The sequence below is a fragment of the Reyranella sp. genome (assembly GCF_965249915.1).
Classification (GTDB): domain Bacteria; phylum Pseudomonadota; class Alphaproteobacteria; order Reyranellales; family Reyranellaceae; genus Reyranella.
Genome location: NZ_OZ252257.1, coordinates 2,526,703 through 2,551,220, shown reverse-complemented (window position 1 = coordinate 2,551,220; position 24,518 = coordinate 2,526,703). Strand labels below are relative to the sequence as shown.

Sequence of the window (24,518 nt, the reverse complement as noted above, 5' to 3'; positions counted from 1 at the left end):
CGACACATGGCTCAGGTAACGTTGCGTAAGGTCGTCAAGAAGTACGACGAAGTCCTCGCCGTCCGCGGCATCGACCTCGACATTTCCGACAAGGAATTCATCGTCCTGGTCGGCCCGTCGGGCTGCGGCAAGAGCACCACGCTCCGCATGATCGCGGGCCTGGAGGAGATCAGCGGTGGCGACATCGCGATCGGCGGCGACATCGTCAACGACGTGCCGCCCAAGGACCGGGACATCGCCATGGTGTTCCAGAACTACGCGCTCTATCCGCACATGAACGTCTACGAAAACATGTCGTTCGGCCTGAAGCTCAAGAAGACACCGAAGGACGTGATCGACCAGCGGGTCAGGCAGGCGGCGCAGATCCTCGACATCACCGAGCTCCTGGATCGCAAGCCCAAGCAGCTGTCCGGCGGCCAGCGCCAGCGTGTCGCCATGGGGCGTGCCATCGTGCGCGATCCCAAGGTGTTCCTGTTCGACGAGCCGCTGTCGAACCTCGACGCCAAGCTGCGCGTGCAGATGCGCACCGAGATCAAGAAGGTGCACCAGAAAGTTCGCACCACCACGGTCTACGTGACGCACGACCAGGTCGAGGCGATGACCCTGGCCGACCGCGTGGTGGTGATGAACGGCGGCATCATCGAGCAGGTCGGCTCGCCGAACGATCTCTATCACTCGCCGGCGACCAAGTTCGTCGCGGGCTTCATCGGCTCGCCGGCCATGAACTTCATCACCTGCCAGCTCGAGCAGGCGGCCGGCGCCCTGCGCGTGCGGGTGAACGACACCCTGTCCTTCCCGGTGCCGGCCGACCGCACGGCCCGCTATACGGCCCATGTCGGCAAGCCCAACCTGATGCTGGGGCTGCGGCCCGAGCACATCATGGAGACGAGGCCCCACACCGAGCCCAACCAGCACGATTTCGACATGCTGATCGACGTCGTGGAGCCCATGGGCATGGAGACGCTGGTCTACTTCACGGTGAACGGCCGGGAAGTCTGCGGCCGCGTCAATCCGAATGCGGGCGCGGCGGCGGCACAGTCCATGAAGCTGAGGGCCGACCTCAGCAACATGCATCTCATCGACGACAGCACCGGCAAGGTGCTCTGAGCGCGCCCTGGGCGCGCTCTTCGCTAGGAGCGGCCTTCCGCAGTTTCTGCGAGGAAGCTTGAGACGAGGTCCTTTACGACCTCGGGCTGGTCGTCATGGACGTAGTGGCCGGCGTCGGCCACTTCCTTCCATCGCACCAGCGGGTTGCGGGCCGGCATCGCCTCGGCGGTTTCGCGCTTGAAATAGTCCGAACGGCCGCCGCGCAGCACCAGTGTCGGCGCCTGGAGAGCCTCGACATGGGGCCAGAGGTCGACCCGTCGGGCCGGATCGGGATCGAGGCGGGCGCGGGCGATGCCGTCATGGTCGTATTGCCAGCCCCACGTGCCGTCGGGATGCTGCTTCAGCATGTTGCGGAGCCGGTCGAGGCGCGCTTCCTCGGTGACGCTCGGGCGCAGGTTGCGCATGAAGGTGACGGCAGCGTCCCAGCTTTCGAAGGAGCGGGGCGCGGAGAGCAGCTCCTGGCGAATGCGAGCGGAGCCCGAGCTGTCCTCCGAGGCGCCAGGTCCGGCATCCTCGATGATCAGCCGGCGGATCTTGTGGGGATGGGTCGCGGCATAGACGTAAGCCGCGATGCCGCCCATTGAGTGGCCGAGCAGGTCGAAGCGGCCGAGGCCGAGATGCTCGACCACGTCCTCGATGTCCCGGACATAAGTGTCGTTGTAGTAGTTGCCCGCGGGGTCCCAGTCGCTGGCGCCGCGGCCGCGCTGGTCCCAGGCGATGGTGCGGAAGCCGGGAAGGAGCGCCTGTGCCAACGGGCCGAACGTGCGGGCGTAGCCCCTGATCCCGTGTAGCATCACGATGGGCGCCGCCGACGGAGCCCCCCATTCCAGCACGCGCAGCGACAGGCCGTCGCGGGTGCTGAGCCTGTACTCCCGTGATCCGTCGTCGATGGCCGTCATGCGATCCTCCTGTCAGGCGGCACGTGACTCTTCGGCGGTGGGACCGCCGAGACGTGCATGCAGACGCCCGCGCGTGGCGCACGCGAAGGCGATGACGATCTCGTCCGCATTCGGGGCATCCGCGAACATGGCGCTGATCGTGTCGTAGTGCGAGCGTACATAGAGCTCGTCCTTGTGGGCGAGCGGAATGTCGATCGACGCGCCTGGCGCGCCACGCTTGCCGGTCGAGGGAATCCAGGACTTCGCCCCGCCGATCGCCGAGCGCACGGGATCGGCAAAGACGGTCGTCAGCAGGGCGTTGCCGTGCTCGTATTCGCCAGCTGCGCCCACCAGGCAGGCCTTGCCGTAGCTCTCGACCTGCGCGGTGCCGACCGCCTCGCGGATGCGCCGGCCGAATTCCCGACCCAAGGCCTCCGAGGCCCGGATCGAGCCGCCGAGATCCTCGACGAACCGGCCCGCGTACGGGTTATGCAGGGCGGCAGCGATGACGATCTTGCGGACGGGTTCGCCGTCGGCCAGCTCGCCGGTCTCGTTGGCCAGAGTGTCCTCGATTTGCAGGTACCATTTGCGGATATGGAATTCGCCGAGATTGTTGGTGTGCATTTTCCGATGGTCTTCAGGTGGGGAGAGACGGCGCGGTTGGGCGCCGTTCAGGTGATCGAGCGGGGATGGGCGCGGACCGGGGCCTCGAAGGGCGTCCAGGCTATCGCCGTGATCTCCGGGAAGGCACGCCATTCCTTGAACCAGCTCTGGCCGCCGTCGAGCGAGCGGAAGAGGTCGCCGTACTTGGTACCGGCGAACACCAGGTTCGGGTCTGCTGGATGCAGGCCAAAGGCCCAGAAGGTCGAGTTCGGTGCGGCGTGGAGCAGGGCGGGGACCCAGCTGTCGCCGCGGTCGGTCGAGCGGTAGAGACGACTCCTCGTGCCGGGCGTGCCGTCGCCGACGGCCAGCATCAGCGCGTTGTCTCCGGCCAGCGGCTGGACGGCGCGCGTGTAGTAGAGCCCCTCGAAGCGGTCCTTCGAGGCCACTCCGGTCCAGGCCTTGCCGCCGTCGGTGCTGGTGAAGATCGAGTTGACGGTCGCCACGAAGATCCGGTGCGGCTGCTGGCCGCTCGCCGGCAGCATCGAGATGCAGTGAATGTCGGAATTGGTGATGCCGCACTCTGCATCGATGCGCAGCCACGTGGCTCCGTGGTCGCCGCTGCGCCACAGGCCGCCTTCCTCGACGCCGAACCACACCTGGGCAGTATCGGACGGGTCGATGTAGATCGTGAGGATGCGCGGGCGGTTAACGCCCTGGCAGAATTCCGGGATTTCCGGCGACAGGCGCTCCCAGCTCTTTCCGGCATCTGTCGACCGGAACATGGCTGCGCGCGAAGGCGCGCCCGTGCCAGCGTAAATGTAGGACGGGTTCGCCGGATCGATTGCGATCGACCATACCGCCTGACCGTTCATCGGGGAGTCGACGAGCGAGAAGTGCGCGCCGCCGTCGTTGCTGATGCAGAGGCCCGAATCGGCACCGGCCAGGATAACCTTCGGATCTCGGGGATGGACCACGACGCTGCGCACGACGCCGTCGAACTCGATGGCCTCCTTGAGGCCGAGTCGGTGCCAGCTCGCGCCATCGTCGACGCTGCGCAGGAAGCCCTGGCTCGCCGTTCCGACCAGAATCGTACCCTTCATGTCCGCTCCTCCATCGTCGTCAGATCCCGGATCGATCCGGGAGTCGCCCCTATATGCGGGGCTATGAAGAGCATCTTTGCCCACCCAAACCGGCTCTTTCAACAAAATTGTAGTACGAGACTTGTGCATTGAAACAAAATCGTCGTACCTTTCATTCCGGCAGCGAATGGGGTGGCTATGACAGGCTTGCTTCGAAGGGTCGTGCGTACCTGCGCCGCGATGGCGCTTCTTCTCTCGGGACCGGCGATGGCCGGGACCTATCCCGAGCGTGCTGTCACCATCGTCGTGCCGTTCGAGGCGGGCGGATCGACCGACGTCTCGGCGCGGGTCGTCGCCAAGGCCCTGTCGGACATACTTCGCCAGCCGGTGGTCGTGTTGAACCAGCCGGGGGCGGGCGGGCGCATCGGAACCCGCCGCGTGGCCAGCTCCGAGCCCGATGGCTACACGCTGCTGTGGGGCAGCGGCAGCACCTTGGCGGTCGCGCCGGTACTGTACCCCGACCAGACCTACCTGACGACGCTGGTGCCGGTGAGCCTCGGTGCGCTGCAGCCCTTCGTGTTCGTGACATCGCGAGCCACCGGCGCGCGAACCCTTGCCGAACTGCTCGATCAGGCCCGCGCCAAACCCGACGTCCTGAACTTCGCCTCGGCCGGCATCGGCTCCAGCAATCACCTGCTGGGTGAGATTCTGATGGCGGCGACGGGGACGAAGTTCGTGCACGTCCCCTACAAGGGCTCGATCTCGGCGCGCGACGCGGTGATCAACGGCGACGCCCAGCTCATGGACGAGGTGCTGGCGCCGTTGCTTGCGCAGATCAAGTCGGGGCAGCTCGTGCCGCTGATGGTGACCAGCGAGGCGCGCGATCCCGCGCTGCCCGACGTGCCGACGGCGAAGGAGGCGGGTCTACCCGATCTGTCCATCACCGGCTTCTTCGGCCTGATGGCGCCGCCGAAGACGTCGCCCGAGATCGTGGCGACGCTCAACGCGGCGATGAAGAAGGCGCTGGCCTCGCCCGAGCTGCGCAAATCCTTCGAGGCCATGAGCTTCGATGTCGGCAGCGGTTCGACCGAGGAACTGGCGGCGCTGATTGCGCGCGGCCGCGAGCGCTATGGCCGCATCGTGGCCGAACGCAAGATCACCGTGAACTGAACCCTACCCAGAACCAGCCCGTCACAGCGAGACCGAGATGAAACTGTACCTCACGCCCCATGCCTGCTCCCTCTCCGTCGACATCGTCGCACGCGAGCTCGACATCCCGCTCGCCCTCGAATGGGTCGATGTCCGGGCCAAGAAGCTGCGCGACGGTTCCGACTACTACAAGGTCAACCCGAAGGGGCAGGTGCCGACGCTGCAGCTCGACGACGGCGCGTTCCTGACAGAGGGGCCGGTGATCGTGCAGTATCTGGCCGACGGCAAGCCGGGCAACGCGCTGCTGCCGCCCGCCGGCACGCTGGCGCGCTATCGCGTGCTCGAATGGCTGAACTTCGTGGGCACCGAGTTGCACAAGGGCTTCACGCCGCTGTTCCGTCCGACCACGCCGCAGGAGTATCGCGAGATCGCGCGACAGAACCTCGCGACCCGCTTCAAGTGGCTCGATAGCGTGCTGGCCGGCCAGCCGTTCCTGACCGGCACCGCATTCACCGTGGCGGACGCCTACTGCTACACGATCCTGATGTGGTCGAAGCTGCACGACATCGACCTCTCGCCGTGGCCGAACCTCGCCGCCTACGTCGCCCGCGTCGCCGAACGCCCGTCCGTCAAGGCCGCCGAGGAGGCGGAGCGCCAGGCCAAGGCGGCCTGAGGGTGGGCGAGGCGATCATGAAGTTCTTCCACGAATCCCACGGATGTTCGCTCGCGGTCGACATCGTCGCGCGCGAGATCGGCATTCCGCTGGAGATCGTCTGGGTCGACATGCAGCGCAGGCTACTGCCCGACGGCACCGACCTCTACGCCATCAATCCGAAAGGGCAGGTGCCGTCGCTGCAGCTGCCGGACGGCCAGTTCCTCAGCGAGGGGCTGGCGATCATGCAGTACCTGGTCGACCAGCGGCCCGACAGTGATCTCGCATCGACCGCGCGAGGCGCGGAGAAGTACCGCGTGCTGGAGTGGATGAGTTTCATCGGATCGGACCTGCACAAGGGCGGATTCATGCCGCTCTTCAAGAAGACGACGCCGCCCGACTACCGGCCGATTGCGCTGCAGCACATCGCCGGTCGTCTGGAATGGCTGAACCGCCATCTGGCCGATCGCGACTATCTCGTGGGCGACCGGTTCACGATCGCCGACGCCCATTGCTATGCGATCGTCATTTGGACGAAGCGGCACGCGATCGACGTCACGCCCTGGCCCAGGCTCGAAGCCTACATGGCGCGGATCGCCGCCCGCCCGTCGGTGCGTGCCGCCGTCGAGGCCCAGCTCGTTCAGGAAGCGCTGGAGGCCAAGGCGCGCGCCGCCGCGCCCGAAGGGCTGCGCGATATCGCCCCTAAGGCGTCGTGACCATGACTGCCGCCAGCATGAAGCCCGTATCGCGTCGGATCGCCGGCCTGCTGGCCATCGGCCTGGGCTGCGCGCTGGCGATTTCCTCCGCGAGCGCGGCCTATCCGGAGAGGCCGGTAACCCTGGTCGTCACGTTCGAGGCTGGCGGCGCATCCGATGTTTCGGCGCGCGTCGTGGCAAAGGCTCTGTCGGAAGTGCTCAAGCAGCCGGTCATCGTCCAGAACCAGCCGGGCGCCGGTGGACGTATCGGTACACGGCGCGTGGCAGGTGCCGAACCGGACGGTTACACCCTGCTGTGGGGCAGCGGCAGCACACTTACCGCCGCACCAGCGCTCTACCCGGATGATAAGTATCTGGCGACCCTGATGCCGGTTGGCGTGGGCGCGCTGCAGCCGTTCCTCTTCGTGACCACGCCCGCGACGGGCGCCAAGACGGTCGCGGAACTCGTCGCGCTCGCAAAGCAGAAGCCCGGTCAGCTCAACTTCGCCTCGGCGGGGATCGGATCGAGCAATCACCTGTTGGGTGAGATCTTCATGTCTGCGACCGGCACGAAGTTCACCCATGTTCCCTACAAGGGGGCAGCGCCTGCGCGAGACGCCATGATCAGGGGCGATGCGCAACTGATGGACGAAGTGACCGCGACTCTGTTGCCTCAGATCAATGCCGGCCAGCTGGTTCCGTTGCTCACGACCAGTCAGACGCGCGATTCCGAGTTGCCGGGCGTGCCGACCGCGGCAGAGGCCGGACTGCCCGATCTGGCCATCACGGGCTTCTTCGGCGTCATGGCACCGCCCAAGATGTCACCCGAACTGCTCGCGACACTGAGCGACGCGATGAAGAAGGCGTTGCAGTCGCCAGAACTCAAGAAGTCGTTCGCCAGCATGCGTCTCGATGTCGGTAGCGGATCGGCGGAAGACCTGGCCGCCCTCATTGCCCGTGGACGCGAGCGCTACAGCAAGATCGTCGCCGAACGCAAAATTCGCGTCGACTAACCCTCACCTGCCAACCCAACGAGAAACCATGAAACTCTATCATGAAGTCCGCGGCTGCTCCCTTGCAGTCGACATCGTCGCCCGTGAGCTCGGCGTCCCCCTCGAGCTGATCTGGGTCGACGTGCCGCGCAAGCTGCTTCCCGACGGCTCCGACTACTACAAGGTCAATCCCAAGGGGCAGGTTCCGGCGCTCGAACTTCCCAACGGCGAGTACCTCACCGAGGGCGCCATCATCATGCAGTACCTCGCCGACCAGCGGCCGGAGAGTGATCTCTGCGCCGCGCCGGGCACGCTGCAGCGCTACCGCATCATGGAGTGGATGAGCTTCATCGCCTCCGACCTGCACAAGGGCGGGTTCATGCCGCTCTTCAAGAAGACGACGCCCGACGACTATCGGCCGCTGGCGCGCCAGCTCGTGGTGTCGCGCATGAAGCTGCTCGACGAGCAGCTGGCGGATCGCGACTACCTGACCGGTCCTGTCTTCACCATCGCGGATGCGCATTGCTACGCGATCGCCATGTGGACGCACTATCACGATGTCGACCTGGCGCCGTGGCCCAACCTCTCGGCCTATTTGGACCGCATCAGCAAGCGCCCGAGCGTGCAGGCGGCGAAGGCGGCCGAGCGTGAGGAAGCGAAACGCCAGGGATACGAGGGCAAGGTATGACCGCGCGTTGGAGCCGCCGACCCGACGGGTCGAACTGGGGCGAGTTCGGGGCCGACGACCAGCTCGGCGCGATGAACCTGGTCGGTCGCGAGCAGGTGCTGAAGGGGCTGGCCGAGGCGCGGACGGGGCAGACCTTCAGCCTGTCGCTGCCGCTCGACCTGCCCGGCGGGAACGCCCTGCATCCGAGCCGCCATCCGCCGCGCCGCTTCTCGACCCTGCGTGCGGGCAAGAGCGCGGGCGAGCAGTGTTTCTGCTTCGCCCTGCAGCGCGACAACCCGCTGCTCACCGACGTCGTGTCCGACGATGTGGTGCTGTTGCACACGCAATATTCGACCCAGTGGGACGGGCTCGCCCACATGGGCAGCCTGTTCGACTCCGACGGCAGCGGCACGCCGGAGATCACCTTCTACAACGGCTATCGTCCGCGGCACGGCCTGACGGTGGCCGAGCGTTGCGAGCGCAGCGAGGCGTGGGCGACCTACGAGAATCCGCGCGCCGACGTTCTGGGCATCGAGAACATGGCGCGGCATGGCGTGCAGGGGCGGGCCGTGCTGGTCGACCTCGCGCACCATTACGGTCGGGAGAACCACGCGGTCGGCTACGACGATCTGCAGCGCATCCTCGAGAAGGACGGCGTCGAGATCGAAAAGGGCGACATGGTGTGCTTCTACGCCGGGCTCGACGAGCTGATCCTCGGCATGGCCGGCAAGCCCGACGCGGCGGTCCTGCAACGCTCCTGCGCCGGTCTCGACGGCCGCGACGCGCGTCTCCTGTCCTGGATCACCGACACCGGCATCGCCGCGCTGATCTCCGACAATTTCGCCGTCGAGCTGATGGCGAAGGACGCGCCGCAGACCTCTCACGCGCTGCTGCCGCTGCACGAGCACTGCCTGTTCAAGAACGGCATCCATCTCGGCGAGCTGTGGTTCCTGCGCGACCTCGCCGCATGGCTGAGGAAGAACGGAAGGAATCGCTTCCTGCTGACGGCGCCGCCCCTCAATCTCCCGGGCGCGGTGGGCTCACCCGTGACGCCCATCGCCACAGTCTGAGGCGAACTCCGGAGGTTCACGATGAAGCGCAGGTTCTTCAACATGTCGGCCCTGGCCGCGGCGAGCGCGGCTGCGGCCGGGCTCGGCCGTCCCACGGCGCCGTGGGCGCAGGGAACCTCCTTCCCGCCGATCGTGTCGCTCGTCGTTCCCTTCGCACCGGGCGGCGGCGCGGACCAGCTTGCCCGCGAGTTCGCCAATGCGGCGGCGCCGATGCTGCCGGGCACGACCTTCGTGGTCGACAACAAGCCCGGCGCCAACGGCGTCATCGCCAACCGCCATGTCGCGCGGCAGAAGCCGGACGGCGCGACCTTCCTGCTGGGCACCTCCAGCACCCATGCGCTCGGCACGCTGATTCATCGCGGCGACGTCGACCCTGTGGCCGATTTCAGTCCGGCCACGTTGCTGGCCGAGACGGCGACGGCGTGGGCGGTCCAGGCGACCTCTCCCTGGAAGACGCTGCAGGAGGCGATCGCGGCGGCACGACAGAAGCCGGTTACCTACGGCACCTTCGGGGCGGGTTCCTCTGCCCATCTCTACGGGCTGGTGCTCGCCGGGGCGACCGGCGCGAAGCTGGAACACGTTCCTTACAAAGGCTCGGCCCAGGCCATCACCGACCTTCTGGCCGGACACGTCGACTCGGTTCTCCTCACGACCAGCGCGCTCGACGCGATGAAGAGGCAGGGCAAGATCCGGCTGCTCGCCGTGAGCGGCGAGAATCGGACGCAGCTCCTGCCGGACGTGCCGACGTTCAAGGAGCAGGGCGTGCCCCAGCTCGAGTTCAACGGCTGGTTCGGCCTGTTCGGACCGAAGGGTACGCCGGCGCCGCTCCTCGACCGGCTGGCGGCCATCGCCAAGGCGCTGGGCGAGAACCAGTCGTTTCGCAGCCGTCTCGTCGCCCAGGGCTACGACTGGGTCGGCTCCACCCCGGACGCGTTCGCCCGCGAGCTGGCGCGGACGATGGAGATCTATACGCGCATCATCGCCACCACGCCGGCCGGGGAGCTTTCGCGATGAGCGACAACACCGTGAACGGCGTCGAGAGCGCGACACCCCTGCGCAAGCAGGCGGAAGAGGATCTGCGCAAGGCAATCCTGTCGGGCAGGTACGACGCGGGTGAGCGCCTTAAGGAGCGCCAGCTCATGGAGACGCTGGGAGTCAGCCGCACGCTGCTGCGTGAGGCGCTGCGCCAGATCGAAGCCGAGGGGCTGGTGACGCTGGTGCCCAACCGCGGTCCGGTCGTTACCGTGCTCTCCTACGAGGACGCCGAGGAGATCTACGAGGTTCGCGGCATCCTCGAGGCGCAGGCCTGCGTGGGCTTCGTACTGCGCGCCTCCAGCGCTCACGTCCGCAAGCTGCAGGACGTCTTCGCCGAACTCAAGCGCGCCGCGCAGGCCGGCGACGTGATGCGCACGCTGGAACTCAGCAGCGACTTCTACGACGTCATCCTCGAAGGCAGTGGCAACAAGGTGCTGAGTTCGATGCTCAAGCTCCTGCACAACCGCATCGTGCTGCTGCGCCGCACCTCCATGTCCGAGCCCGATCGCCTTCCCGAGACGCTCGACGAACTGACCCGGATGTACGAGGCCCTTTGCGCGCGCGACGAATCCGCCGCCAGCAAGGCCTCCCAGCATCATGTCCGCCAGGCCTCCCGGGCCGCCCTGCGCATCATGCGCCAGCGGCAGTAGCGACGGCATGCCCGGCAGGATTTCAGTTCGCCGGCAACCGAGCCGGTTCTCACGGGGGAAGGCTCCATGTCGTCGATCAGAATCCTGTCTGCCATACTGCTCCTGGCTCTGAATTTCTCGGGGCCGGCGGGAGCGCAAGCGACCTATCCGGCAAAGCCGATCACGCTCGTGGCGGCCTTCGCGCCGGGCGGCGCCACCGATACGGCGGCCCGCATCATCGCCAAGGAGCTCTCGATCGAGCTCGGACAGCCGGTCGTTGTCGACAACCGCGTCGGCGCCGGCGGCGCGATCGGTGCATCGTCGGTCGTCAGGGCTGCGCCCGACGGCTACACGCTGCTGCTGGGGACGGGGTCCGAGATGGTGGTCCTGCCGGCCGTGAAGATCGTGCCACCCTACGATACGCTGAAGGACTTCACGCCCATCGCCGAGATCGGCACCGTCACCTTCGTGCTCGTGGCGCATCCGTCGGTTGCCGCCAACAGTGTCCAGGAGCTGATTGCGCAGGCGCGTGCCAATCCCGGCAAGCTGTCCTTCTCTTCGTTCGGCATGGGCTCGACCAACCATCTGCTGGGCGAGTTCTTCATGAAGAGGTCGGGCACCGACCTGCTGCACGTGCCTTACAAGGGCAGCGCCGCCGCGGCGACCGACCTCGTCTCCGGCGAGGTCAAGCTCTCCTTCGACACCACCACCGTGGTGATGCCCCTGGTGCAGAGCGGCAAGTTGAAGGCGCTCGGCCTCCTGTCGCCGCAGCGCTCCGACGCCGCGCCCGGCGTTCCCACACTGGCCGAAAGCGGCGTTCCTCTCTCGGTCGTCGGCTGGGTCGGCGTGGTGGGACCGCGCGGCATGCCGGCCCCCATCGTCGAGCGTCTCAACAAGGCCATCAACAAGGTGTTGGCAATGCCGGCCATCGTCCAGTCGTTCAACGATCGGGGTGTCACCGTCGTGACCTCCACGCCCGAAGGCTTTGGCAAATTCATCCAGTCCGAGGTCGCAGAATGGACGGAGGTCGTTAAGGATGCCGGCGTGAAGATCGAATAGAGCCGCATCGACCGGAAGGGCGGAGAGGGGCTTGCCGCAGGGCAGGCCCTTTTTCTTTGTACCCTATCATCGGCTTCCGACGCTCGGCTCGTGGGCCGCATCTCCGCGCGACGGGATCATCGTGAAGGCGTAGGCTCGCAGCCGCGCGGCCGGGGCCGCATGACACAGGGAAGAATGAACCTGAGAGAGAAGCGAGGAGAGAGCGTGATGGGTATTCTGACGGGCAAGGTCGCATGGGTGACGGGGGCGGGGTCTGGTATTGGCCAGGCGGCGGCGGTGGCGCTGGCCAAGGACGGTGCGACCGTGGTGCTGACCGGGCGGCGCCGCGAGGCGCTCGAGGAGACGGCCGAGATGATCCGTAAGGCGGGCGGCACGGCCGAGGTTAAGCCGGCCGACCTGATGAAATCCTCTGCGGTCGAGAAGATCGTCGCCGCCATCGCCAAGAAGCACCGCCGCATCGACATCCTGGTCAACAATGCCGGCCTCAACATCCAGAAGCGGAGCTGGAAGCAGCTGACGCCCAAGGGGGTCGACGAAGTCGTTCACGGCAACCTGTCGAGCGCCTTCTACTGCACCTCGGCGGTGCTGCCGCTGATGCGCAAGAACAAGGGTGGCGTGCTGATCCACACCTCCTCGGTGGCCGGCAAGGTGCCGAGCCTGCTGTCGGGCCCGGCCTATTCGGCGGCCAAGCATGGCGTGGTGGCGATGAGCCACACGATCAACATGGAGGAATGCGTCAACGGCATCCGCTCCTGCGTGGTCTGCCCGGGCGAGGTCGCGACGCCGATCCTCGACAAGCGGCCGATCCCGATCACCCCGGCCGAGCGCAAGCGCATGGCGCAGTCGGAGGATGTCGGCGACCTGATCCGCTACATCGCCTGCCTGCCGCCGCACATCGTGATCAACGAGGTGATGATCAACCCGACCTGGAACCGCGGCTACGTCGCGAGCCTGCAGCGCGGGAAGTCCTGACATGGGGAGCGTGACGATCAAGGCGAAGGAACTCGAATCCTTCGTCGCGGACATCTTTGCCACGGCGGGATGCTCGAAGGAGGAGGGCGGTCGCATCGGCCGCTACCTGGTCAGCGCCAACCTGTCGGGCCATGACAGCCACGGCGTGGTGCGCGTCCCGCGCTACGCCTCGCAGAAGAAGAGCGGCACGGTCATTGCCGACGTGACGGTCGACGTGCTGGTCGACACGCCGGTGATCGCCGTGGTCGACGGCAAGTATGGCTTCGGCCAGACCGTGACGCCGCAGGCGGTGCAAATCGGCATCGAGAAGTGCCTGAAGAACGGCCTCTCGGCCGTGACGCTGCGCAATGCCGGCCATGTCGGCCGGGTGGGCGACTGGGCCGAGATGGCGGCCGAGGCGGGTCTCGTCTCGGTGCATTTCGTCAACGCCTCGGGCAGCGTCCTCGTGGCGCCCTATGGTGGCGTCGAGCGCCGCTTCTCGACGGCTCCCTATTGTGTCGGTGTCCCGCGGCCCGGCCAGGATCCGCTGGTCCTCGACTTCGCCACCTCGATCGTGGCCGAGGGCAAGGTCCTGGTGACGAGCCAGGGCGGCAAGAAGCTGCCGGAGGGAGCGCTGATCGGCCCCGACGGCAAGCCGAGCGCCGACCCGCATCTGCTCTACGGCGATTACACGCCGACGGGCCCGCGCGACCACAGCAAGGGCACCGGCGCCATCCGCGCCTTCGGCGACCACAAGGGCTCGGGCCTCGCCTTCATGTGCGAGATCCTGGGCGGCTCGCTCTCGGGCACGGGCGCGACCGATCCCAAGCGCGGCCGCTTCGCCAACGGCATGCTGTCCTTCTACGTCGATCCCAAGGTGTTCGATGCCGAGGGCTTCTTCCCGACGGACATCGCCAAGTACGTCTCGTTCGTGAAGGGCTCCAAGCCGGCCACGCCCGGCGTCGAGATCCTGGTGCCGGGCGAGCAGGAATCGCGCACCCGCGCCCAGCGCCTCGCCGACGGCGTGCCGCTGCCGGACGATACCTGGGCCGCCATCGTCGAGACCGCCCGCTCGGTCGGCCTCGACGAGCGGCGCATCCAGCAGGCGACGATGTAAGGCTTCAGCGGTCGGCGGCGCGCTGCAGCCGGTAGACGGACCCGGCGACCGGATCGATGGACACTGGCGTAGCCACAAAGTCGGTGCGCAGCATGCGTTGCAGCGCACCGAGCCGGGCGGCATCGGCGACCATGCCGGTTTCGGTGAGCAGCTGCGCCTCGGGAATGTCCCACAGGCGTACGACGATCACCTCGTAGCCGAGCGCCAGGGCGCGGTCGATCTGCCGCCGCAGCGACTCGACGTGGCGTTCGGTTGTCCAGTCGGGATGGCGCAGGACGTCGCCGGTGAAGCCGATCCATTTGAACTTCGGAAGCGCCTGCGGGGCCTGTCCGAGGTCGGCGACACCGGGCTCCGCCGTGCCCCAGTGCAGCGAGGCATAGACCATCGTCCAGTCGAAATCGTGCAGCAGGAACACGGTGCGCGCCGGATCGCCCTGTCGTTCCAGGCGCCCGATGGCGTCGCGCCACTTGCTGTCGAGGCCGCGCAGCGGCGCGATGCTCCACACATTATAGGCGAACAGGGCAACGGTTACGGCGGCCATGACGGCGAGGCCGCGCGCGGGCCAGCGGCGGCGCACGGCCAGCAGCACCAGCGCCCAGGCCGGGGTCACCCAGGCCATGACGTTGATCTGCATCTGCGGGTCCTGCGGCTGGGAATAGAGGTTGAAGACCTCGCCGGCGAGGAAGGTGACGCCGAATACGGCCAGCACGGCGCGCGAACGGCCCTCGTCGCGGGCGCGCCACAGGATCGAGCCCGCGACCGCGGCGACGCCCAGCAACACGAAGGTCGTGGTGAAGCGCCAGATGTCCCAGCCGGGAAGCCCGTCGAACGTCGTGACACCGGTTCCCAGCAGATAGGCCACGATGCCGTCCCACAGATAGCCGACCTTGGCCCAGGTGAAGCCCGCCCACACCGAGCGTACCGCCTTGCCGGTCCAGATGAGATCGAACGGTCCGACGGCACCCGCATGGCCACGCGAGGCCAGTGCCACGATGGTCGCCGTCGCAACCATGCAGGCGAGGAACAGGGCGATCCAGACGAAGCGCCGGCCGGGACGCGGCTCGCAGACCCACAGCGCGGCCAGCATCGCCGGCAGGGTCGGGAACATCAGCCGCCATTCGAACAGCCAGCCGATCGAGAACAGGACGGCGACGGCCGCGATCCGCGCCGCCGACGGCCGCGCGAACCAGACCGCGCCCAGCGCCATGGCCGCGAACATCACCGTATAGCTGGGCATGATGTCCTCGTTGACGATGGCGAGGAACATCACGTGACTGGTCGCGAGGTGGAACGCGCCCGTCAGCCAGGCGATGGTGCGCTCGCCCGTCAGCGAGCGAGCAAGCAGGTAGGCCACCCCGGCGCAGAGGCTGGCGCTCACCGCGTTCAGGATGGTGAGCTGCCGCCGCGGATCGCCGGCGAAGAGTCCGAGCAGGTCGAGCAGCCGGCAGAGTGCGCCGTAGACGGGGTAGAAGAGATAGTTCGAAGGGTACAGCGGGGCGTTCGCCGGATCGACCACCCAGGGCTTCAGTTCGAGGCTCTTGAAGACGCCATTGCCCGTCAGGCCGCCCTGGGCATTGTCGAACCACAGGATGAGGGCGATCAGCAGGGCACTCCCGCCCAGAACGAGCAGGACGAGATCGGCGGGCGCGCCGCGGGCCTTGCGGTCCTCTCGGAAGGGTTCGGAAAGCGCCAAGGCGGTTACCCGGCCGCCGGGCGGCGTCGCCCAGGGTGCTTGCAGCAGGGCCGAAGCGCGCGCACCATCCCCTCCGAGAACAGAATCAGGCGGGTGGCATGTATCGAGTAACTTCCCAGTTCAAGGCGACGATATTGGCGCGTTTCGCGGCGGCGCTGCATCAGCTCGACGATTGGAATCGCGAGCCCAACTATCTTGAGGAGGAGCGTCTCTTCCGTGCCCTGGGCTACATGAAGCGCGGGAACTTCAAGCTGGCCGAGGCCGAGCTGAAGGAACTGAGCGGCGTTTTCGCCTCCCCGCCGGACAAGAATGCCGTCGTGCCGCTGATCACGCGTGAACGCTACACCAAGGCCCTTATGCGGCGCGGCCTCGCCCAGTTGCGAGGGGAGGCGGCCTAGCGCCGCGCCAGACACGCGAGATTGCCCCATAGAAATATTTCAGTAGCGGTTGTCTGCGGCATTCTCAACGATGCCGCCAATGAAGTTCTATGGAGGAAACGATGAAGAAGATGATGAGGCGCGCTGCCTGCGCGCTGGTACTGGCCGTGGTTGCGGGTCCGGTTTGGGCACAGGACTTTCCGTCCAGGCCTCTCAAACTCGTCGTGCCCTATGCGCCGGGCGGCGGTGCCGATTCGGTGGCGCGGATCGTCGCCAAGAAGGTTTCTGAGAATATCGGCCAGCCGATCGTCATCGAGAACAAGGGCGGGGCCGGCTCGATCGTCGGCACGGACCTGGTGGCCAAGGCCGAGCCCGACGGTTACACGCTGCTGCTCGGCCAGTCCGGCCCGATCTCGATCAATCCGGCCGTCTACAAGTCTCTGCCCTACGATCCGGTGAAGGACTTCGCGCCGATCACCATGACGACGGCCTATCCCTACATCCTCGTCGTCAATGCCGAGTCGCCGGCCAAGACCCTGCAGGAGTTCGTGGCGCTGGCGAAGAGCAAGCCCGGTGGCCTGAACTACGGATCGACAGGCGTCGGCGCAGCCAACCATCTGGTCGCCGAGCTGTTCGCCAGCAAGGCGGGCCTCAAGATGACGCACGTGCCCTATCGCGGCACGGCGCTGGCCGTCGGCGATCTCGTCAGCGGCACGCTGAACGTCGTGTTCGGCGATCCGATCAGCGTCCTGCCGCACATCAAGTCGGGAAAGCTGCGGGCGCTCGCCGTCACCAGCCTGGAACGCTCGCCGGTGGCGCCCGAGGTGCCGACCGTTGCCGAAAGCGGCTATCCGGGCTTCGAGGCGCTGGCCTGGCACGGCATCCTGGCGCCGGCGAAGACGCCGCCTGCCGTGGTCAATAAGCTGAACGCCGAGATCGTGAAGGCCTTGGCAGATCCCGCCACCAGGGAACTGCTGGAGAAGCAGGCCATGCAGACGGTCGGGAATTCGCCGGAAGCGTTTGCGGCCTTCATCCAGAAGGACATCGCGACCTGGAAGGCGGTCGCGGCGGCCGCCAACGTCACCGTCGAGTAGGCACCGCCAGCTCCAGCAGCGAGGAGACATCCTCGCTGCGGTCGAGCGCCCACACCGCGTCGATCAGCGGCTGGATGTCGTGGTCGGGCTCCCAGCGCCTCGCCTCGTCGCGCAGCTTGGCCTCGATCTCGGCATCCGTCAGCGGGTTCGACGAACTGCCGCGCGCCGCCTGGGTGGAAAGCGCGTGCTTGTTGCCGTCGGTGCTCCAGACATCCATTTCGGCGGCGATGGTCGAAATTCGCTCGTCGCTCGTGCACTCGAACTTGCCGCGCAGGGCCTTGATGGCGGGATCGGCGACGCAGGCGTCGGTCAACTGATCGAGGCCGGCCTTGCCGAGGACGAGCGCGGCCGCCACGCAATGCTGCAGGCTGACCTGGGCCTCGCGCCCCGTGGCGATCTCGGCGCGATCCGTGCGTTGCAGGAGCAGGGGATTGCCGCGCACGACGATGCGCTCGACGGCGACATCCGGATGGGCGCGACGCCAGTCCAGCGCGAGGTCGAGCAGCGGGTGGATCACGAATCCCGCGGCGTAAGGCTTGATCGAGTTGTGGTTGACCTGCCAGTCCTTGCCCAGACCGTCGAGCAGGGCGGCCCAGTTGGGCGGTTCCCCCATGGCGGCGAGGAAGCCCTGCGCGCCGGCGATCGGCTCGGGCGGGCCGGCAAAGCCCTTCTCCGCGAGCAGGGCGGAGAACAGGCCGTTGCGGGCGGCGTTACCGACGCTGACGCTCTTGGCGGGCCAGCCCAGGCATTCGCAGAGGCCTGCAGACTGCGTCGCTGCGCTGCCGAGGGCCCACACGGTGCGTTCGACGTCGAGGCCCAGCAGCTTGGCCGCGCCCGCCGCCGAACCGAAGACGCCGCAGGTCGAGGTGATGTGCCAGCCTTTGGGATAGTGACCGGGCGAGACCGCGCCGCCGACCCTGCATTCGATTTCGAAGCCGAGGGCGAAGGCCAGCAGGAGGTCCGGGCCGGTCACGTGGCGCATCTCGGAGAGGGCCAGCAGGGCTGGCGCCAGCGGCGAGGTCGGATGAACGACCGTCGGCAAATGGGTGTCGCAATAGTCGAAGACGTTGGCGCCCGCCGCATTCAGGAAGGCGGCGGTCAGCGGATCGATGCGCTCGGACCGGCCGACGATGGTGGCCTGCCGGCCGCCGGAGAATTCGCCCAAGGTCCGCAGCGCCAGTTCGACCGGCTGGGTGCGGCATCCCGTGATCGCCACGGCAAAGAAGTTCAGTAGCGCCCGCTTGGCTTCGTGGCGGGCCTTCTCCGGAAGGTCGTCCCGCTTCGTATTGACGATGAAACGGGCCAGTTCCGGGGTAACGCCTTGTTTGGGCAGCATGGTTACTCTTTCAATCGGTGAAGCGGGTCTATTCGCGGACCGGAGAGCCGTCGAGCCGGAGCGGCGCATCGGCGGCGGGCTTGATGCCTTCGTCGAGCCGCAGGCAGCCGGCGTTGAGCCCGTCCCCGGGCTTCTTGTCGACCGGCGCAATGAACAGGGCGGTGACCTTGATGTCGCCCACGGCGAGGCGCGCTTCGCTCAGCCAGCGCGTGGCCCGGATCGAGGCACCGCCCTTGTCGAGCGGGACCCAGCCGCAGATCACGGTGCGTTCACCCGACGGGTCGATGCGGACATGGGCCGTATCATTGCCCTTGAAGCTGCCGGCTGCGCTGTTCACCTGCCATTCGAAGGCGACGGCGCGGTAGAGCTTCGCGTCATCGGCGGATACGTCGATGGTCCCGACATAGTCGGCCTTCGCCAGCGACGGGTCGCGCAACCAGCCCTGTGAGACCGCGACGGCGTAGAGCGCGAACGCCGCGGCCGCCAGGAGCATCGCCCAGCGCGGAATGCCGGTCATGGTCTGGCCCGTCCCGATCAGGCGAGGATGGTGGTCAGGCCGCCATCGACCACCAGCGTGTGGCCGGTGATGTAACTGCCCGCGTCGGACGCCAGCAGCAGCAGGGCGCCGCGCAAATCCTCGGGCTTGCCCCAGCGCCCGGCCGCGGTGCGCCGTTCCAGCATGCCGCTGAAATCCTTGTTCTGCTGCAGAGGGACGTTGAGCTCGGTCCGGATGTAGCCGGGGGCGATTGCATTGGCGGTGACATGCGGCCCGAACTCGGCCGCCAGGTTCTTGGTGAGGCCGACGAGCCCATGCTTGGCGGAGACGTAACCTGCGACCGAGGCGCGGCCGAGGACCGCCATGACCGACGAAATGTTGACGATGCGACCGTACTTGCGGGCCAGCATGTGACGGCCGACCTCGCGGGCCACGATGAACTGCGAGACCAGGTCGGTTTCGATCACCTTGCGGAAATCGGCCGTTGCCGTGTCGACGATGTCCTGGCGGTGCACGATTCCCGCGTTGTTCACCAGCACGTCGATACGGCGGTGCTTGGCCACGATCGCCTGGACCTTGGCGACGACGTCCGCCTCGTCGGTCACGTCCATCGTGATAACGTGCGCCCGGCCGCCCTTGCGGTCGATGGCGCGGACTGTCGTCTCGAGTTCCTTCACCGTGCGGCCGGCGCAGAGCACGGTGGCGCCGGCCTCCGCCAGGGCCAGCGCCATGTCGCGCCCCAGTCCGCGCGAGGCGCCGGTCACCAGCGCCACGCGATTCTTCATCGAAAACAGATCCGCCATGATCCCGCCTGAGGTGCGTTTCTTTGCCTTACGGCCCGATCCTAGCCTATGAAAGGTGCCGCGAGATATCGGGAGAAGTGACATGGCGAAATCGAACAAGGTGGCGATCGTGACGGGCTCGGCGACCGGACTGGGCGCCTCCTGCGCGCTCGACCTGGCGGAGCGCGGCTGGAACGTCGCGATCAACTACACCAAGAGCAAGAAAGAGGCGGACGAGACCTACGAGGCGGTGAAGGCCAAGGGTGTCGAGGCGATCCTCGTGCAGGCCGACATGGGCCAGGATGCCGACTGCCGGAAGCTCGCCGACGAGACGATGAAGCAGTGGGGCCGCATCGACGGCCTGGTCAACAATGCCGGCACCACCAAGTTCCAGAACCAGGGCGACCTCGATGGCGTCACGCCGGAGGATTTCGACCGCATCCTGCGGGTGAACGTCACCGGCCCCTACATGATGAGCCGCGCCGTCTACCCGATGATGAAGAAGCAGTGGGAGACGCAACAGGATCGCGGCTCGATCGTGAACATCTCCTCGATCGCCGGCGTCATGGGGGTCGGCAGCTCGATCCCCTATGCCTGTTCCAAGGGCGCGCTCAACACCCTGACCCTGACCCTGGCGCGCTGGCTGTCCCCGGCGGTTCGGGTCAACACGGTGTGCCCGGGCTTCATCCAGACGCGCTGGCTGCTGGGCGGCATGGGCGAGGAGAACTACAACAAGATGAAGATGGGGCAGGAGCAGAACACGCCGCTGCGCCAGGCCGGCACGCCCGAGCAGATGGCTGAAGCCGTCATGTTCTTCCTGACCAGCGCCAGCAACATCACCGGCGAGTTCCTGATCGTCGATGCCGGCACCCATCTCGCCAGCCTGCCGATGAAGGCGCGCTGACGGGAAGGCGGCGCACAGTCAGCGCTGCCGGAACTCCAGCCACAGGCCATGGGTCTCGACCCAGAGGCTCTTGCGGGCACAGGCTTCGGCTTCCCTGACGGCGACACCGTTTGCGGTCAGGGTCCGCCGGGTCTCCGCGAGATCCTTGACGGTCAGTGTTGCGGCCACGATCGGACGGCCGGGGACGAGCTGCGCGCTTGCCGGCAGGAAAACGATCTCGCCTTCCTTCAAGGCGAGGAGTCTCGTACTCGAGCCGAACGGAGCACAGCGCTCCTCTGCGACCAGTTTCCCCGACGGCAGATCGAGGATCTGAGGTTCTGCCGGGCTGCCGGCCAGCCAGACGGCTGACAGGGTCTGGGCGCCGTTGGGATGGGCGAAATGCTCGGGCCGGTCCGTCGGGGAATGCTGCCGATTGTCGAAGAACAGGCCGGGCGGTCCCTCGCCCTGGGAACCCGGCCGGTAGAGGCCAAGGGAAACAGGTCCATCTCCGGTCTTCAGCCAATCGACATACTGAGTCGTGAGCGCGTCCGCGGCCGCCGAGGGCGTGATCAGTTCGATCTCGGTGCCATCGGCGAACTTGGCGTGATGGTTGCGCAGTCCGTTTGCGTGCACCCGGCCGCGCTTCAGGACGAAACCCAACGCCTCGAAATCCGATCGCGCGCGCTCGAGGTCCTTCACCACCACGGGGATGTGGTCGAGGCCCTGGACGGCTGGCTCGGCCGACGCCGGCGCGACAGCAACGAAAACCAGCAGCAACGCGAGGAAGGTTCGGAGCATCCTCAGTCGACATTACCATCGTCGCCCTGAAGAGCCACCGAGGCGCGGTGCGAACGCCAGACAACAGGAACTTGCCGCGAAGGTGCTGCGCGACAGAAGGGGTTTCCCTTTCGGATAACGTCTCTTCATGCGGCGTTGCACATCTTCTCCATGGTGAGGGAAAAGGTTCGTTCCCAGATCAACCGGACATCTTCGGAGGTCTGGGACCATGACGCTGCAAGAACAACTCGACGTCTTTTCGAACCTGTCGAGCGTTGTCGCCGACATGAACTATATCGCCCCGATGGTGGAGCGGCCGCGTAACTACACGTTCGATCCGCCGCCCGGCATCCCACGCAGCAACACGGAGAACGAGCCGCATACGGTCGCGATCCACGATGCGCGTCCCGTCGCCGACAAGGTATCGCTCGACGCCAACGGGTTCGCGCTCGTTCCGCATCGGAGCGCGGTGAAGGATTTCTTCGACGACGAGGAAGTCCGCCGCGTCTACTACCCGGAGGTCGAACGACTCGTGCGGGAGGCGACGGGAGCGGACCGCGTGCACATCTTCGATCATACGACCCGCCGTCGCGTGGCCGACGCGGAGACGTTGGCGGATGCACCCCGCCAGCCGGTCCGTCGCGTGCATATCGACCATACGGCGCGGTCCGGCCCGCAACGGGTCCGCGACCTCCTGCCCGATGAAGCGGAGGAGCTGCTGAAGGGACGGGTGCAGGTCATCAACCTGTGGCGCCCGATCAAGGGTCCACTGCTCGATTCACCGCTCGCCGTCTGCGATGCGACGACCATTGCGCTGGACGACTTGGTGCCCTCCGACCTCGTCTATCCGCACAGGGTGGGCGAGACCTACTCGGTGAAGTTCAATCCGGCGCATCGCTGGTACTACGTATCGAAGATGCGGACCGACGAGGCGTTGCTGCTCAAGTGCTGCGATACATCGGATGCCGTTCCAGCGCGCTTTACGCCGCACAGCGCGTTCATCGACCCGACGGCACCTGTCGATGCGCCGCCGCGCGAGAGCATCGAGGTCAGGACTCTGGTCTTTCACCGACCTTAGCCAAAGCCGTCGTCCTCAGCGCGGCTTCGCTCAGGGCGACGGAGGAGCTCTAAGGAATCTCGTGGCCGCGGCCGATGTTGCGGACCACTTCCTTGAGGTGCGGCTTCACCTCGAGCAGCGCCTTTCGATAGGCGACCAGGCCGCGCAGCATGGCGCCGTCGCGCTTCAGGAGCGTGTCGGCGAACTCGACCATGCGGGTGTTGGGCCAGCCGTGCTTGCGCAGGTCCAGCAGCTTCAGGAAGGCCTCTTCCTCGGTTCCCGGCGCGAACTGCGTCATCAGGATGGCGGCCGCCGCGGTCGAGCGCGAGATACCGGCGTGGCAGTGGACCAGCACGTGCCCGTCGGGCCGCGCATGGACCCGTTCGCCGAAGGCCAGGACCTTCTCTATATGCGCCTGCGTGCAGGCCTCGAAGCCGGGATACTCCGCCACCACGTCGTCGAAGCGGATCAGCTCGTGGTCGATGCCCGCATAGGTGTCGAGCGCGGGCGGGCGCGGCTCGTGGGTGTCGATGATAGACAGCACGTGGCTCACGCCGACGGCGCAATGTTCCGGCAGCTCGGGGATGCCGCAGATCGTGACCTTGAAGGGAGGGAGTGACATGGACCGACCCTACAACAAGCCACGTGCCATGTGCAGCCCGAGGGCGAGCAGCCCGATCAGGAAAACGCGGCGGAACATCTCCGGCGACAGGGCATTGCGCGACTTCTGGCCGAGCCAGACGCCGATCGAGGTCGGCACGATGGCGGCAACCCCGCCGATGACGTTCGTGGCGTCGAAGGCGCCCTGGCGGAACAGTGCGATGGTGAGCGAGCCGATCAGGAAGATGAAGAGGATGCCCAGCGCCTGGACGAGGTCGTCCTTGTCGATGTCCAGAGACTGCATGTAGGGCAAGAACGGCACGGCCGCGATTCCGGTGAAGCCGGCGACGCCGCCGCTGGCGATGCCCATCAGCGGGTTCATCCAGCGTTCGGCCCGGCGCGACACCCGCGGGCGCCACGCCAGGAGTACGATCGTGGAATAAAGAGCCAGCATGACGCCCAACCAGGCCGAGGCCTGGGCCGAGCCTAGCTTGTCCAAGCTCGCGGCCACGAGGATCAGCGTGACGGTGGCGGTCAGGGCGAGCGTCCAGAAACGGCGGAACAGGCGCAGCAGGCCGCGCCCATAGGCCGCCTGCCAGATGTTGGTGACCAAGGTCGGAATGGTCATGATCGCCAGCGCGTCTTCGAGCGGCACGGCCAGCGTCATAAGGCCGACGGCGATCGGCGGCAGCCCGATGCCGACTGCTCCCTTGGCGATGCCCGCGAAGATGAAGGCGACGAAGATCACCAGGATCTGAACTTCGGTCATCAGCTCAGCAAGCCCTTCACCAGACGGTCGAACGCCTCCCAGAACAGGGCCCGGATTTCGTCGGTCTCCATCATGATCTCATGCCGGGCATGGCCGATCGTGAAGTGCTCGCCGTGCTTCAGCCGGGCCACCAGCGGGGCATGGGACCGGGAGTCGATCAGCCGGTCCTCGCCGGCGCTGATGACGAGCAGCGGAATGTCGATGCGCTCGAGATAGCCGGGGGCCTGAACGGCGGCCATCGACCGGACGGCCTGCCGGGACCAGCCGAGCGTGGGACCGCCCATCGAGAGCCGCGGATCGGCCGTGTACCAGTCCTCGGTGAAGCGATAGCGGCGCTCGTCGTGGGTCACGAAGTTCGAGGCGAACTCGCGGGCCAGCAGGACGAAGGGGCCGGTCCCGAACAGGTAGCGTTCCTCGACGGCCGGCACCTCGGGCATGATCATCAGGACCGACCGAAGCATGGCTTCGCGGCGGAGCGCCGTCATCGGGGCCACGAACAGGGCGGCAGAGAAGGGACCGGTCCCGTTCTCCGCCATTTCGCGCATCATGATGTGGCTGCCCATCGAGTGGCAGAGGGCGAGCACCGGACGAGGTGCGTCAGGCGAAACCACGGTTTCGAGGAACAGCCGGACGTCGGCCATGTAGGTCGCGAAGGTGTCGATGTGGCCCTTGCCGCGATCCGGCAGCGGCCGGTCCGAGAGGCCCTGGCCACGCCAGTCCAGGGCGGCCACGGCAAAGCCGCGCTCCAGCAGGTCACCCACCACCTCGGTGGCATATTTTTCGATGAATTCGCCCCGGCCGGTGAGGATGACGACGGTGCCGCGGGGGACGGAGGCCAGGGCGTTCCAGCAGGCGTACCGGAGGCGCGCGCCAGCGCGCTCGAGGAAGCCATAACGATCCGCCGCGCGATAGGTTGCGCGAAGAGAGGGTGGGACCGCAGCGGGGGCTGCAGAGGGGGCGGGATCGGTCAT

The 24,518-nt window shown here is 66.9% G+C and carries 27 protein-coding genes; 16 read left to right on the top strand and 11 right to left on the bottom strand.

The features are described 5' to 3' along the window. Positions 1-6: 6 nt before the first annotated feature. Positions 7-1,107 carry an ABC transporter ATP-binding protein gene (locus ACP15H_RS12635; RefSeq protein WP_425066531.1) on the top strand — a complete coding sequence of 367 codons (1,101 nt, stop codon included), beginning with the start codon at positions 7-9 and terminating at the stop codon, positions 1,105-1,107. 23 nt (positions 1,108-1,130) lie between these two features. Here the strand turns inward: ACP15H_RS12635 and ACP15H_RS12630 are convergent, their stop codons facing one another. Genes ACP15H_RS12630 through ACP15H_RS12620 form a run of 3 tightly spaced genes read right to left on the bottom strand, consistent with a single transcriptional unit; the run spans position 1,131 to position 3,688 of the window. Further along, entirely contained in the window at positions 1,131-2,006 is an 876-nt protein-coding gene (locus tag ACP15H_RS12630) for an alpha/beta fold hydrolase (RefSeq protein WP_425066530.1), read from the bottom strand. Between the two features lie 12 nt (positions 2,007-2,018). Then, positions 2,019-2,609: an amino acid synthesis family protein gene (locus tag ACP15H_RS12625; RefSeq protein ID WP_425066529.1), complete on the bottom strand. Its 591-nt coding sequence runs from the start codon at positions 2,607-2,609 to the stop codon at positions 2,019-2,021. A 47-nt stretch (positions 2,610-2,656) separates the two neighbouring features. Then, positions 2,657-3,688 (bottom strand): hypothetical protein, encoded by a 1,032-nt coding sequence (locus ACP15H_RS12620; protein ID WP_425066528.1) that lies wholly within the window; start codon positions 3,686-3,688, stop codon positions 2,657-2,659. A 219-nt stretch (positions 3,689-3,907) separates the two neighbouring features. Here ACP15H_RS12620 and ACP15H_RS12615 point away from each other — a divergent pair, with 219 nt between their 5' ends. The 11 genes from ACP15H_RS12615 (at position 3,908) to ACP15H_RS12565 (ending at position 13,683) form a co-directional block, all read left to right on the top strand. Continuing rightward, positions 3,908-4,837: a Bug family tripartite tricarboxylate transporter substrate binding protein gene (locus ACP15H_RS12615; protein WP_425066527.1), complete on the top strand. Its 930-nt coding sequence runs from the start codon at positions 3,908-3,910 to the stop codon at positions 4,835-4,837. Between the two features lie 37 nt (positions 4,838-4,874). After that, positions 4,875-5,489, top strand: a complete 615-nt coding sequence (gene gstA, locus ACP15H_RS12610; protein WP_425066526.1) for a glutathione transferase GstA — start codon at positions 4,875-4,877, stop codon at positions 5,487-5,489. Positions 5,490-5,491: 2 nt separating this feature from the next. Beyond that, the gene (gene gstA / locus ACP15H_RS12605) at positions 5,492-6,184 is read left to right on the top strand and encodes a glutathione transferase GstA (protein ID WP_425066525.1); all 693 of its coding nucleotides are present in this window, start codon (positions 5,492-5,494) and stop codon (positions 6,182-6,184) included. Between the two features lie 2 nt (positions 6,185-6,186). Further along, the gene (locus ACP15H_RS12600) at positions 6,187-7,176 is read left to right on the top strand and encodes a Bug family tripartite tricarboxylate transporter substrate binding protein (protein ID WP_425066524.1); all 990 of its coding nucleotides are present in this window, start codon (positions 6,187-6,189) and stop codon (positions 7,174-7,176) included. A gap of 28 nt (positions 7,177-7,204) precedes the next feature. Continuing rightward, positions 7,205-7,843 (top strand): glutathione transferase GstA, encoded by a 639-nt coding sequence (gstA, locus tag ACP15H_RS12595; protein ID WP_425066523.1) that lies wholly within the window; start codon positions 7,205-7,207, stop codon positions 7,841-7,843. After that, entirely contained in the window at positions 7,840-8,892 is a 1,053-nt protein-coding gene (locus ACP15H_RS12590; protein WP_425066522.1) for a cyclase family protein, read from the top strand. Before gstA (ACP15H_RS12595) ends, ACP15H_RS12590 begins: the two co-directional genes overlap by 4 nt. Positions 8,893-8,913: 21 nt before the next feature. Further along, positions 8,914-9,906 carry a tripartite tricarboxylate transporter substrate binding protein gene (locus ACP15H_RS12585; RefSeq protein WP_425066521.1) on the top strand — a complete coding sequence of 331 codons (993 nt, stop codon included), beginning with the start codon at positions 8,914-8,916 and terminating at the stop codon, positions 9,904-9,906. Beyond that, complete coding sequence (locus ACP15H_RS12580; RefSeq protein ID WP_425066520.1) at positions 9,903-10,577, top strand: GntR family transcriptional regulator; 675 nt, start codon at positions 9,903-9,905, stop codon at positions 10,575-10,577. Before ACP15H_RS12585 ends, ACP15H_RS12580 begins: the two co-directional genes overlap by 4 nt. A 66-nt stretch (positions 10,578-10,643) precedes the next feature. Continuing rightward, entirely contained in the window at positions 10,644-11,615 is a 972-nt protein-coding gene (locus tag ACP15H_RS12575) for a Bug family tripartite tricarboxylate transporter substrate binding protein (RefSeq protein WP_425066519.1), read from the top strand. Positions 11,616-11,822: 207 nt separating this feature from the next. Further along, on the top strand, positions 11,823-12,587 hold the full coding sequence (locus tag ACP15H_RS12570) for an SDR family oxidoreductase (protein WP_425066518.1): 765 nt from the start codon (positions 11,823-11,825) through the stop codon (positions 12,585-12,587). Between the two features lies 1 nt (position 12,588). After that, the gene (locus tag ACP15H_RS12565) at positions 12,589-13,683 is read left to right on the top strand and encodes a malate/lactate/ureidoglycolate dehydrogenase (protein ID WP_425066517.1); all 1,095 of its coding nucleotides are present in this window, start codon (positions 12,589-12,591) and stop codon (positions 13,681-13,683) included. A 4-nt stretch (positions 13,684-13,687) separates the two neighbouring features. Here ACP15H_RS12565 and ACP15H_RS12560 read toward each other — a convergent pair whose 3' ends face one another. After that, positions 13,688-15,376, bottom strand: coding sequence for a hypothetical protein (locus ACP15H_RS12560; RefSeq protein ID WP_425066516.1), 1,689 nt, complete (start codon positions 15,374-15,376; stop codon positions 13,688-13,690). A gap of 98 nt (positions 15,377-15,474) precedes the next feature. Between ACP15H_RS12560 and ACP15H_RS12555 the strand changes: the two genes are divergently transcribed. Then, complete coding sequence (locus ACP15H_RS12555; RefSeq protein ID WP_425066515.1) at positions 15,475-15,774, top strand: hypothetical protein; 300 nt, start codon at positions 15,475-15,477, stop codon at positions 15,772-15,774. A 101-nt stretch (positions 15,775-15,875) separates the two neighbouring features. Next, positions 15,876-16,847 (top strand): Bug family tripartite tricarboxylate transporter substrate binding protein, encoded by a 972-nt coding sequence (locus ACP15H_RS12550; protein WP_425066514.1) that lies wholly within the window; start codon positions 15,876-15,878, stop codon positions 16,845-16,847. Here ACP15H_RS12550 and ACP15H_RS12545 read toward each other — a convergent pair. The 3 genes from ACP15H_RS12545 to ACP15H_RS12535 are packed head-to-tail and all read right to left on the bottom strand — an operon-like array spanning position 16,834 to position 19,482. After that, positions 16,834-18,183 (bottom strand): MmgE/PrpD family protein, encoded by a 1,350-nt coding sequence (locus tag ACP15H_RS12545; RefSeq protein WP_425066513.1) that lies wholly within the window; start codon positions 18,181-18,183, stop codon positions 16,834-16,836. The genes ACP15H_RS12550 and ACP15H_RS12545 overlap by 14 nt on opposite strands. A 28-nt stretch (positions 18,184-18,211) precedes the next feature. Further along, positions 18,212-18,700 (bottom strand): hypothetical protein, encoded by a 489-nt coding sequence (locus ACP15H_RS12540; protein WP_425066512.1) that lies wholly within the window; start codon positions 18,698-18,700, stop codon positions 18,212-18,214. 17 nt (positions 18,701-18,717) lie between these two features. Continuing rightward, entirely contained in the window at positions 18,718-19,482 is a 765-nt protein-coding gene (locus tag ACP15H_RS12535) for an SDR family NAD(P)-dependent oxidoreductase (protein ID WP_425066511.1), read from the bottom strand. Positions 19,483-19,564: 82 nt separating this feature from the next. On the opposite strand from ACP15H_RS12535, the gene ACP15H_RS12530 reads away from it, so the two are divergent. Beyond that, positions 19,565-20,365 carry an SDR family NAD(P)-dependent oxidoreductase gene (locus ACP15H_RS12530; RefSeq protein WP_425066510.1) on the top strand — a complete coding sequence of 267 codons (801 nt, stop codon included), beginning with the start codon at positions 19,565-19,567 and terminating at the stop codon, positions 20,363-20,365. Positions 20,366-20,383: 18 nt separating this feature from the next. Here ACP15H_RS12530 and ACP15H_RS12525 read toward each other — a convergent pair whose 3' ends face one another. Then, entirely contained in the window at positions 20,384-21,142 is a 759-nt protein-coding gene (locus ACP15H_RS12525) for a VOC family protein (RefSeq protein ID WP_425066509.1), read from the bottom strand. Positions 21,143-21,350: 208 nt separating this feature from the next. Here ACP15H_RS12525 and ACP15H_RS12520 point away from each other — a divergent pair, with 208 nt between their 5' ends. Then, positions 21,351-22,199: a CmcJ/NvfI family oxidoreductase gene (locus ACP15H_RS12520; protein WP_425066508.1), complete on the top strand. Its 849-nt coding sequence runs from the start codon at positions 21,351-21,353 to the stop codon at positions 22,197-22,199. A gap of 49 nt (positions 22,200-22,248) precedes the next feature. On the opposite strand, the gene ACP15H_RS12515 is transcribed toward ACP15H_RS12520, so the two are convergent. Genes ACP15H_RS12515 through ACP15H_RS12505 form a run of 3 tightly spaced genes read right to left on the bottom strand, consistent with a single transcriptional unit; the run spans position 22,249 to position 24,518 of the window. After that, positions 22,249-22,800, bottom strand: a complete 552-nt coding sequence (locus tag ACP15H_RS12515; RefSeq protein ID WP_425066507.1) for a tyrosine phosphatase family protein — start codon at positions 22,798-22,800, stop codon at positions 22,249-22,251. Between the two features lie 9 nt (positions 22,801-22,809). After that, a complete protein-coding gene (locus ACP15H_RS12510; RefSeq protein WP_425066506.1) occupies positions 22,810-23,547 on the bottom strand; it encodes a sulfite exporter TauE/SafE family protein in 738 nt (245 codons plus the stop codon). Next, positions 23,547-24,518, bottom strand: coding sequence for an alpha/beta fold hydrolase (locus ACP15H_RS12505; RefSeq protein WP_425066505.1), 972 nt, complete (start codon positions 24,516-24,518; stop codon positions 23,547-23,549). The genes ACP15H_RS12510 and ACP15H_RS12505 overlap by 1 nt, the downstream gene beginning before the upstream one ends.

Excerpts from the sequence above, each read along its gene's own strand:
- ACP15H_RS12520 (WP_425066508.1), top strand. The coding sequence starts at position 21,351 with ATGACGCTGCAAGAACAACTCGACGTCTTTTCGAACCTGTCGAGCGTT.
- ACP15H_RS12530 (WP_425066510.1), top strand. The coding sequence starts at position 19,565 with ATGGCGAAATCGAACAAGGTGGCGATCGTGACGGGCTCGGCGACCGGA.
- ACP15H_RS12545 (WP_425066513.1), bottom strand. The coding sequence starts at position 18,183 with ATGCTGCCCAAACAAGGCGTTACCCCGGAACTGGCCCGTTTCATCGTC.
- ACP15H_RS12585 (WP_425066521.1), top strand. The coding sequence starts at position 8,914 with ATGAAGCGCAGGTTCTTCAACATGTCGGCCCTGGCCGCGGCGAGCGCG.
- gstA (WP_425066523.1), top strand. The coding sequence starts at position 7,205 with ATGAAACTCTATCATGAAGTCCGCGGCTGCTCCCTTGCAGTCGACATC.
- ACP15H_RS12510 (WP_425066506.1), bottom strand. The coding sequence starts at position 23,547 with ATGACCGAAGTTCAGATCCTGGTGATCTTCGTCGCCTTCATCTTCGCG.
- ACP15H_RS12630 (WP_425066530.1), bottom strand. The coding sequence starts at position 2,006 with ATGACGGCCATCGACGACGGATCACGGGAGTACAGGCTCAGCACCCGC.
- ACP15H_RS12550 (WP_425066514.1), top strand. The coding sequence starts at position 15,876 with ATGAAGAAGATGATGAGGCGCGCTGCCTGCGCGCTGGTACTGGCCGTG.
- ACP15H_RS12590 (WP_425066522.1), top strand. The coding sequence starts at position 7,840 with ATGACCGCGCGTTGGAGCCGCCGACCCGACGGGTCGAACTGGGGCGAG.
- ACP15H_RS12505 (WP_425066505.1), bottom strand. The coding sequence starts at position 24,518 with ATGACCGATCCCGCCCCCTCTGCAGCCCCCGCTGCGGTCCCACCCTCT.
- gstA (WP_425066526.1), top strand. The coding sequence starts at position 4,875 with ATGAAACTGTACCTCACGCCCCATGCCTGCTCCCTCTCCGTCGACATC.
- ACP15H_RS12540 (WP_425066512.1), bottom strand. The coding sequence starts at position 18,700 with ATGACCGGCATTCCGCGCTGGGCGATGCTCCTGGCGGCCGCGGCGTTC.
- ACP15H_RS12555 (WP_425066515.1), top strand. The coding sequence starts at position 15,475 with ATGTATCGAGTAACTTCCCAGTTCAAGGCGACGATATTGGCGCGTTTC.
- ACP15H_RS12535 (WP_425066511.1), bottom strand. The coding sequence starts at position 19,482 with ATGGCGGATCTGTTTTCGATGAAGAATCGCGTGGCGCTGGTGACCGGC.
- ACP15H_RS12525 (WP_425066509.1), bottom strand. The coding sequence starts at position 21,142 with ATGCTCCGAACCTTCCTCGCGTTGCTGCTGGTTTTCGTTGCTGTCGCG.
- ACP15H_RS12620 (WP_425066528.1), bottom strand. The coding sequence starts at position 3,688 with ATGAAGGGTACGATTCTGGTCGGAACGGCGAGCCAGGGCTTCCTGCGC.
- ACP15H_RS12600 (WP_425066524.1), top strand. The coding sequence starts at position 6,187 with ATGACTGCCGCCAGCATGAAGCCCGTATCGCGTCGGATCGCCGGCCTG.
- ACP15H_RS12575 (WP_425066519.1), top strand. The coding sequence starts at position 10,644 with ATGTCGTCGATCAGAATCCTGTCTGCCATACTGCTCCTGGCTCTGAAT.
- ACP15H_RS12635 (WP_425066531.1), top strand. The coding sequence starts at position 7 with ATGGCTCAGGTAACGTTGCGTAAGGTCGTCAAGAAGTACGACGAAGTC.
- ACP15H_RS12580 (WP_425066520.1), top strand. The coding sequence starts at position 9,903 with ATGAGCGACAACACCGTGAACGGCGTCGAGAGCGCGACACCCCTGCGC.
- ACP15H_RS12570 (WP_425066518.1), top strand. The coding sequence starts at position 11,823 with ATGGGTATTCTGACGGGCAAGGTCGCATGGGTGACGGGGGCGGGGTCT.
- ACP15H_RS12565 (WP_425066517.1), top strand. The coding sequence starts at position 12,589 with ATGGGGAGCGTGACGATCAAGGCGAAGGAACTCGAATCCTTCGTCGCG.
- ACP15H_RS12625 (WP_425066529.1), bottom strand. The coding sequence starts at position 2,609 with ATGCACACCAACAATCTCGGCGAATTCCATATCCGCAAATGGTACCTG.
- ACP15H_RS12515 (WP_425066507.1), bottom strand. The coding sequence starts at position 22,800 with ATGTCACTCCCTCCCTTCAAGGTCACGATCTGCGGCATCCCCGAGCTG.
- ACP15H_RS12615 (WP_425066527.1), top strand. The coding sequence starts at position 3,908 with ATGGCGCTTCTTCTCTCGGGACCGGCGATGGCCGGGACCTATCCCGAG.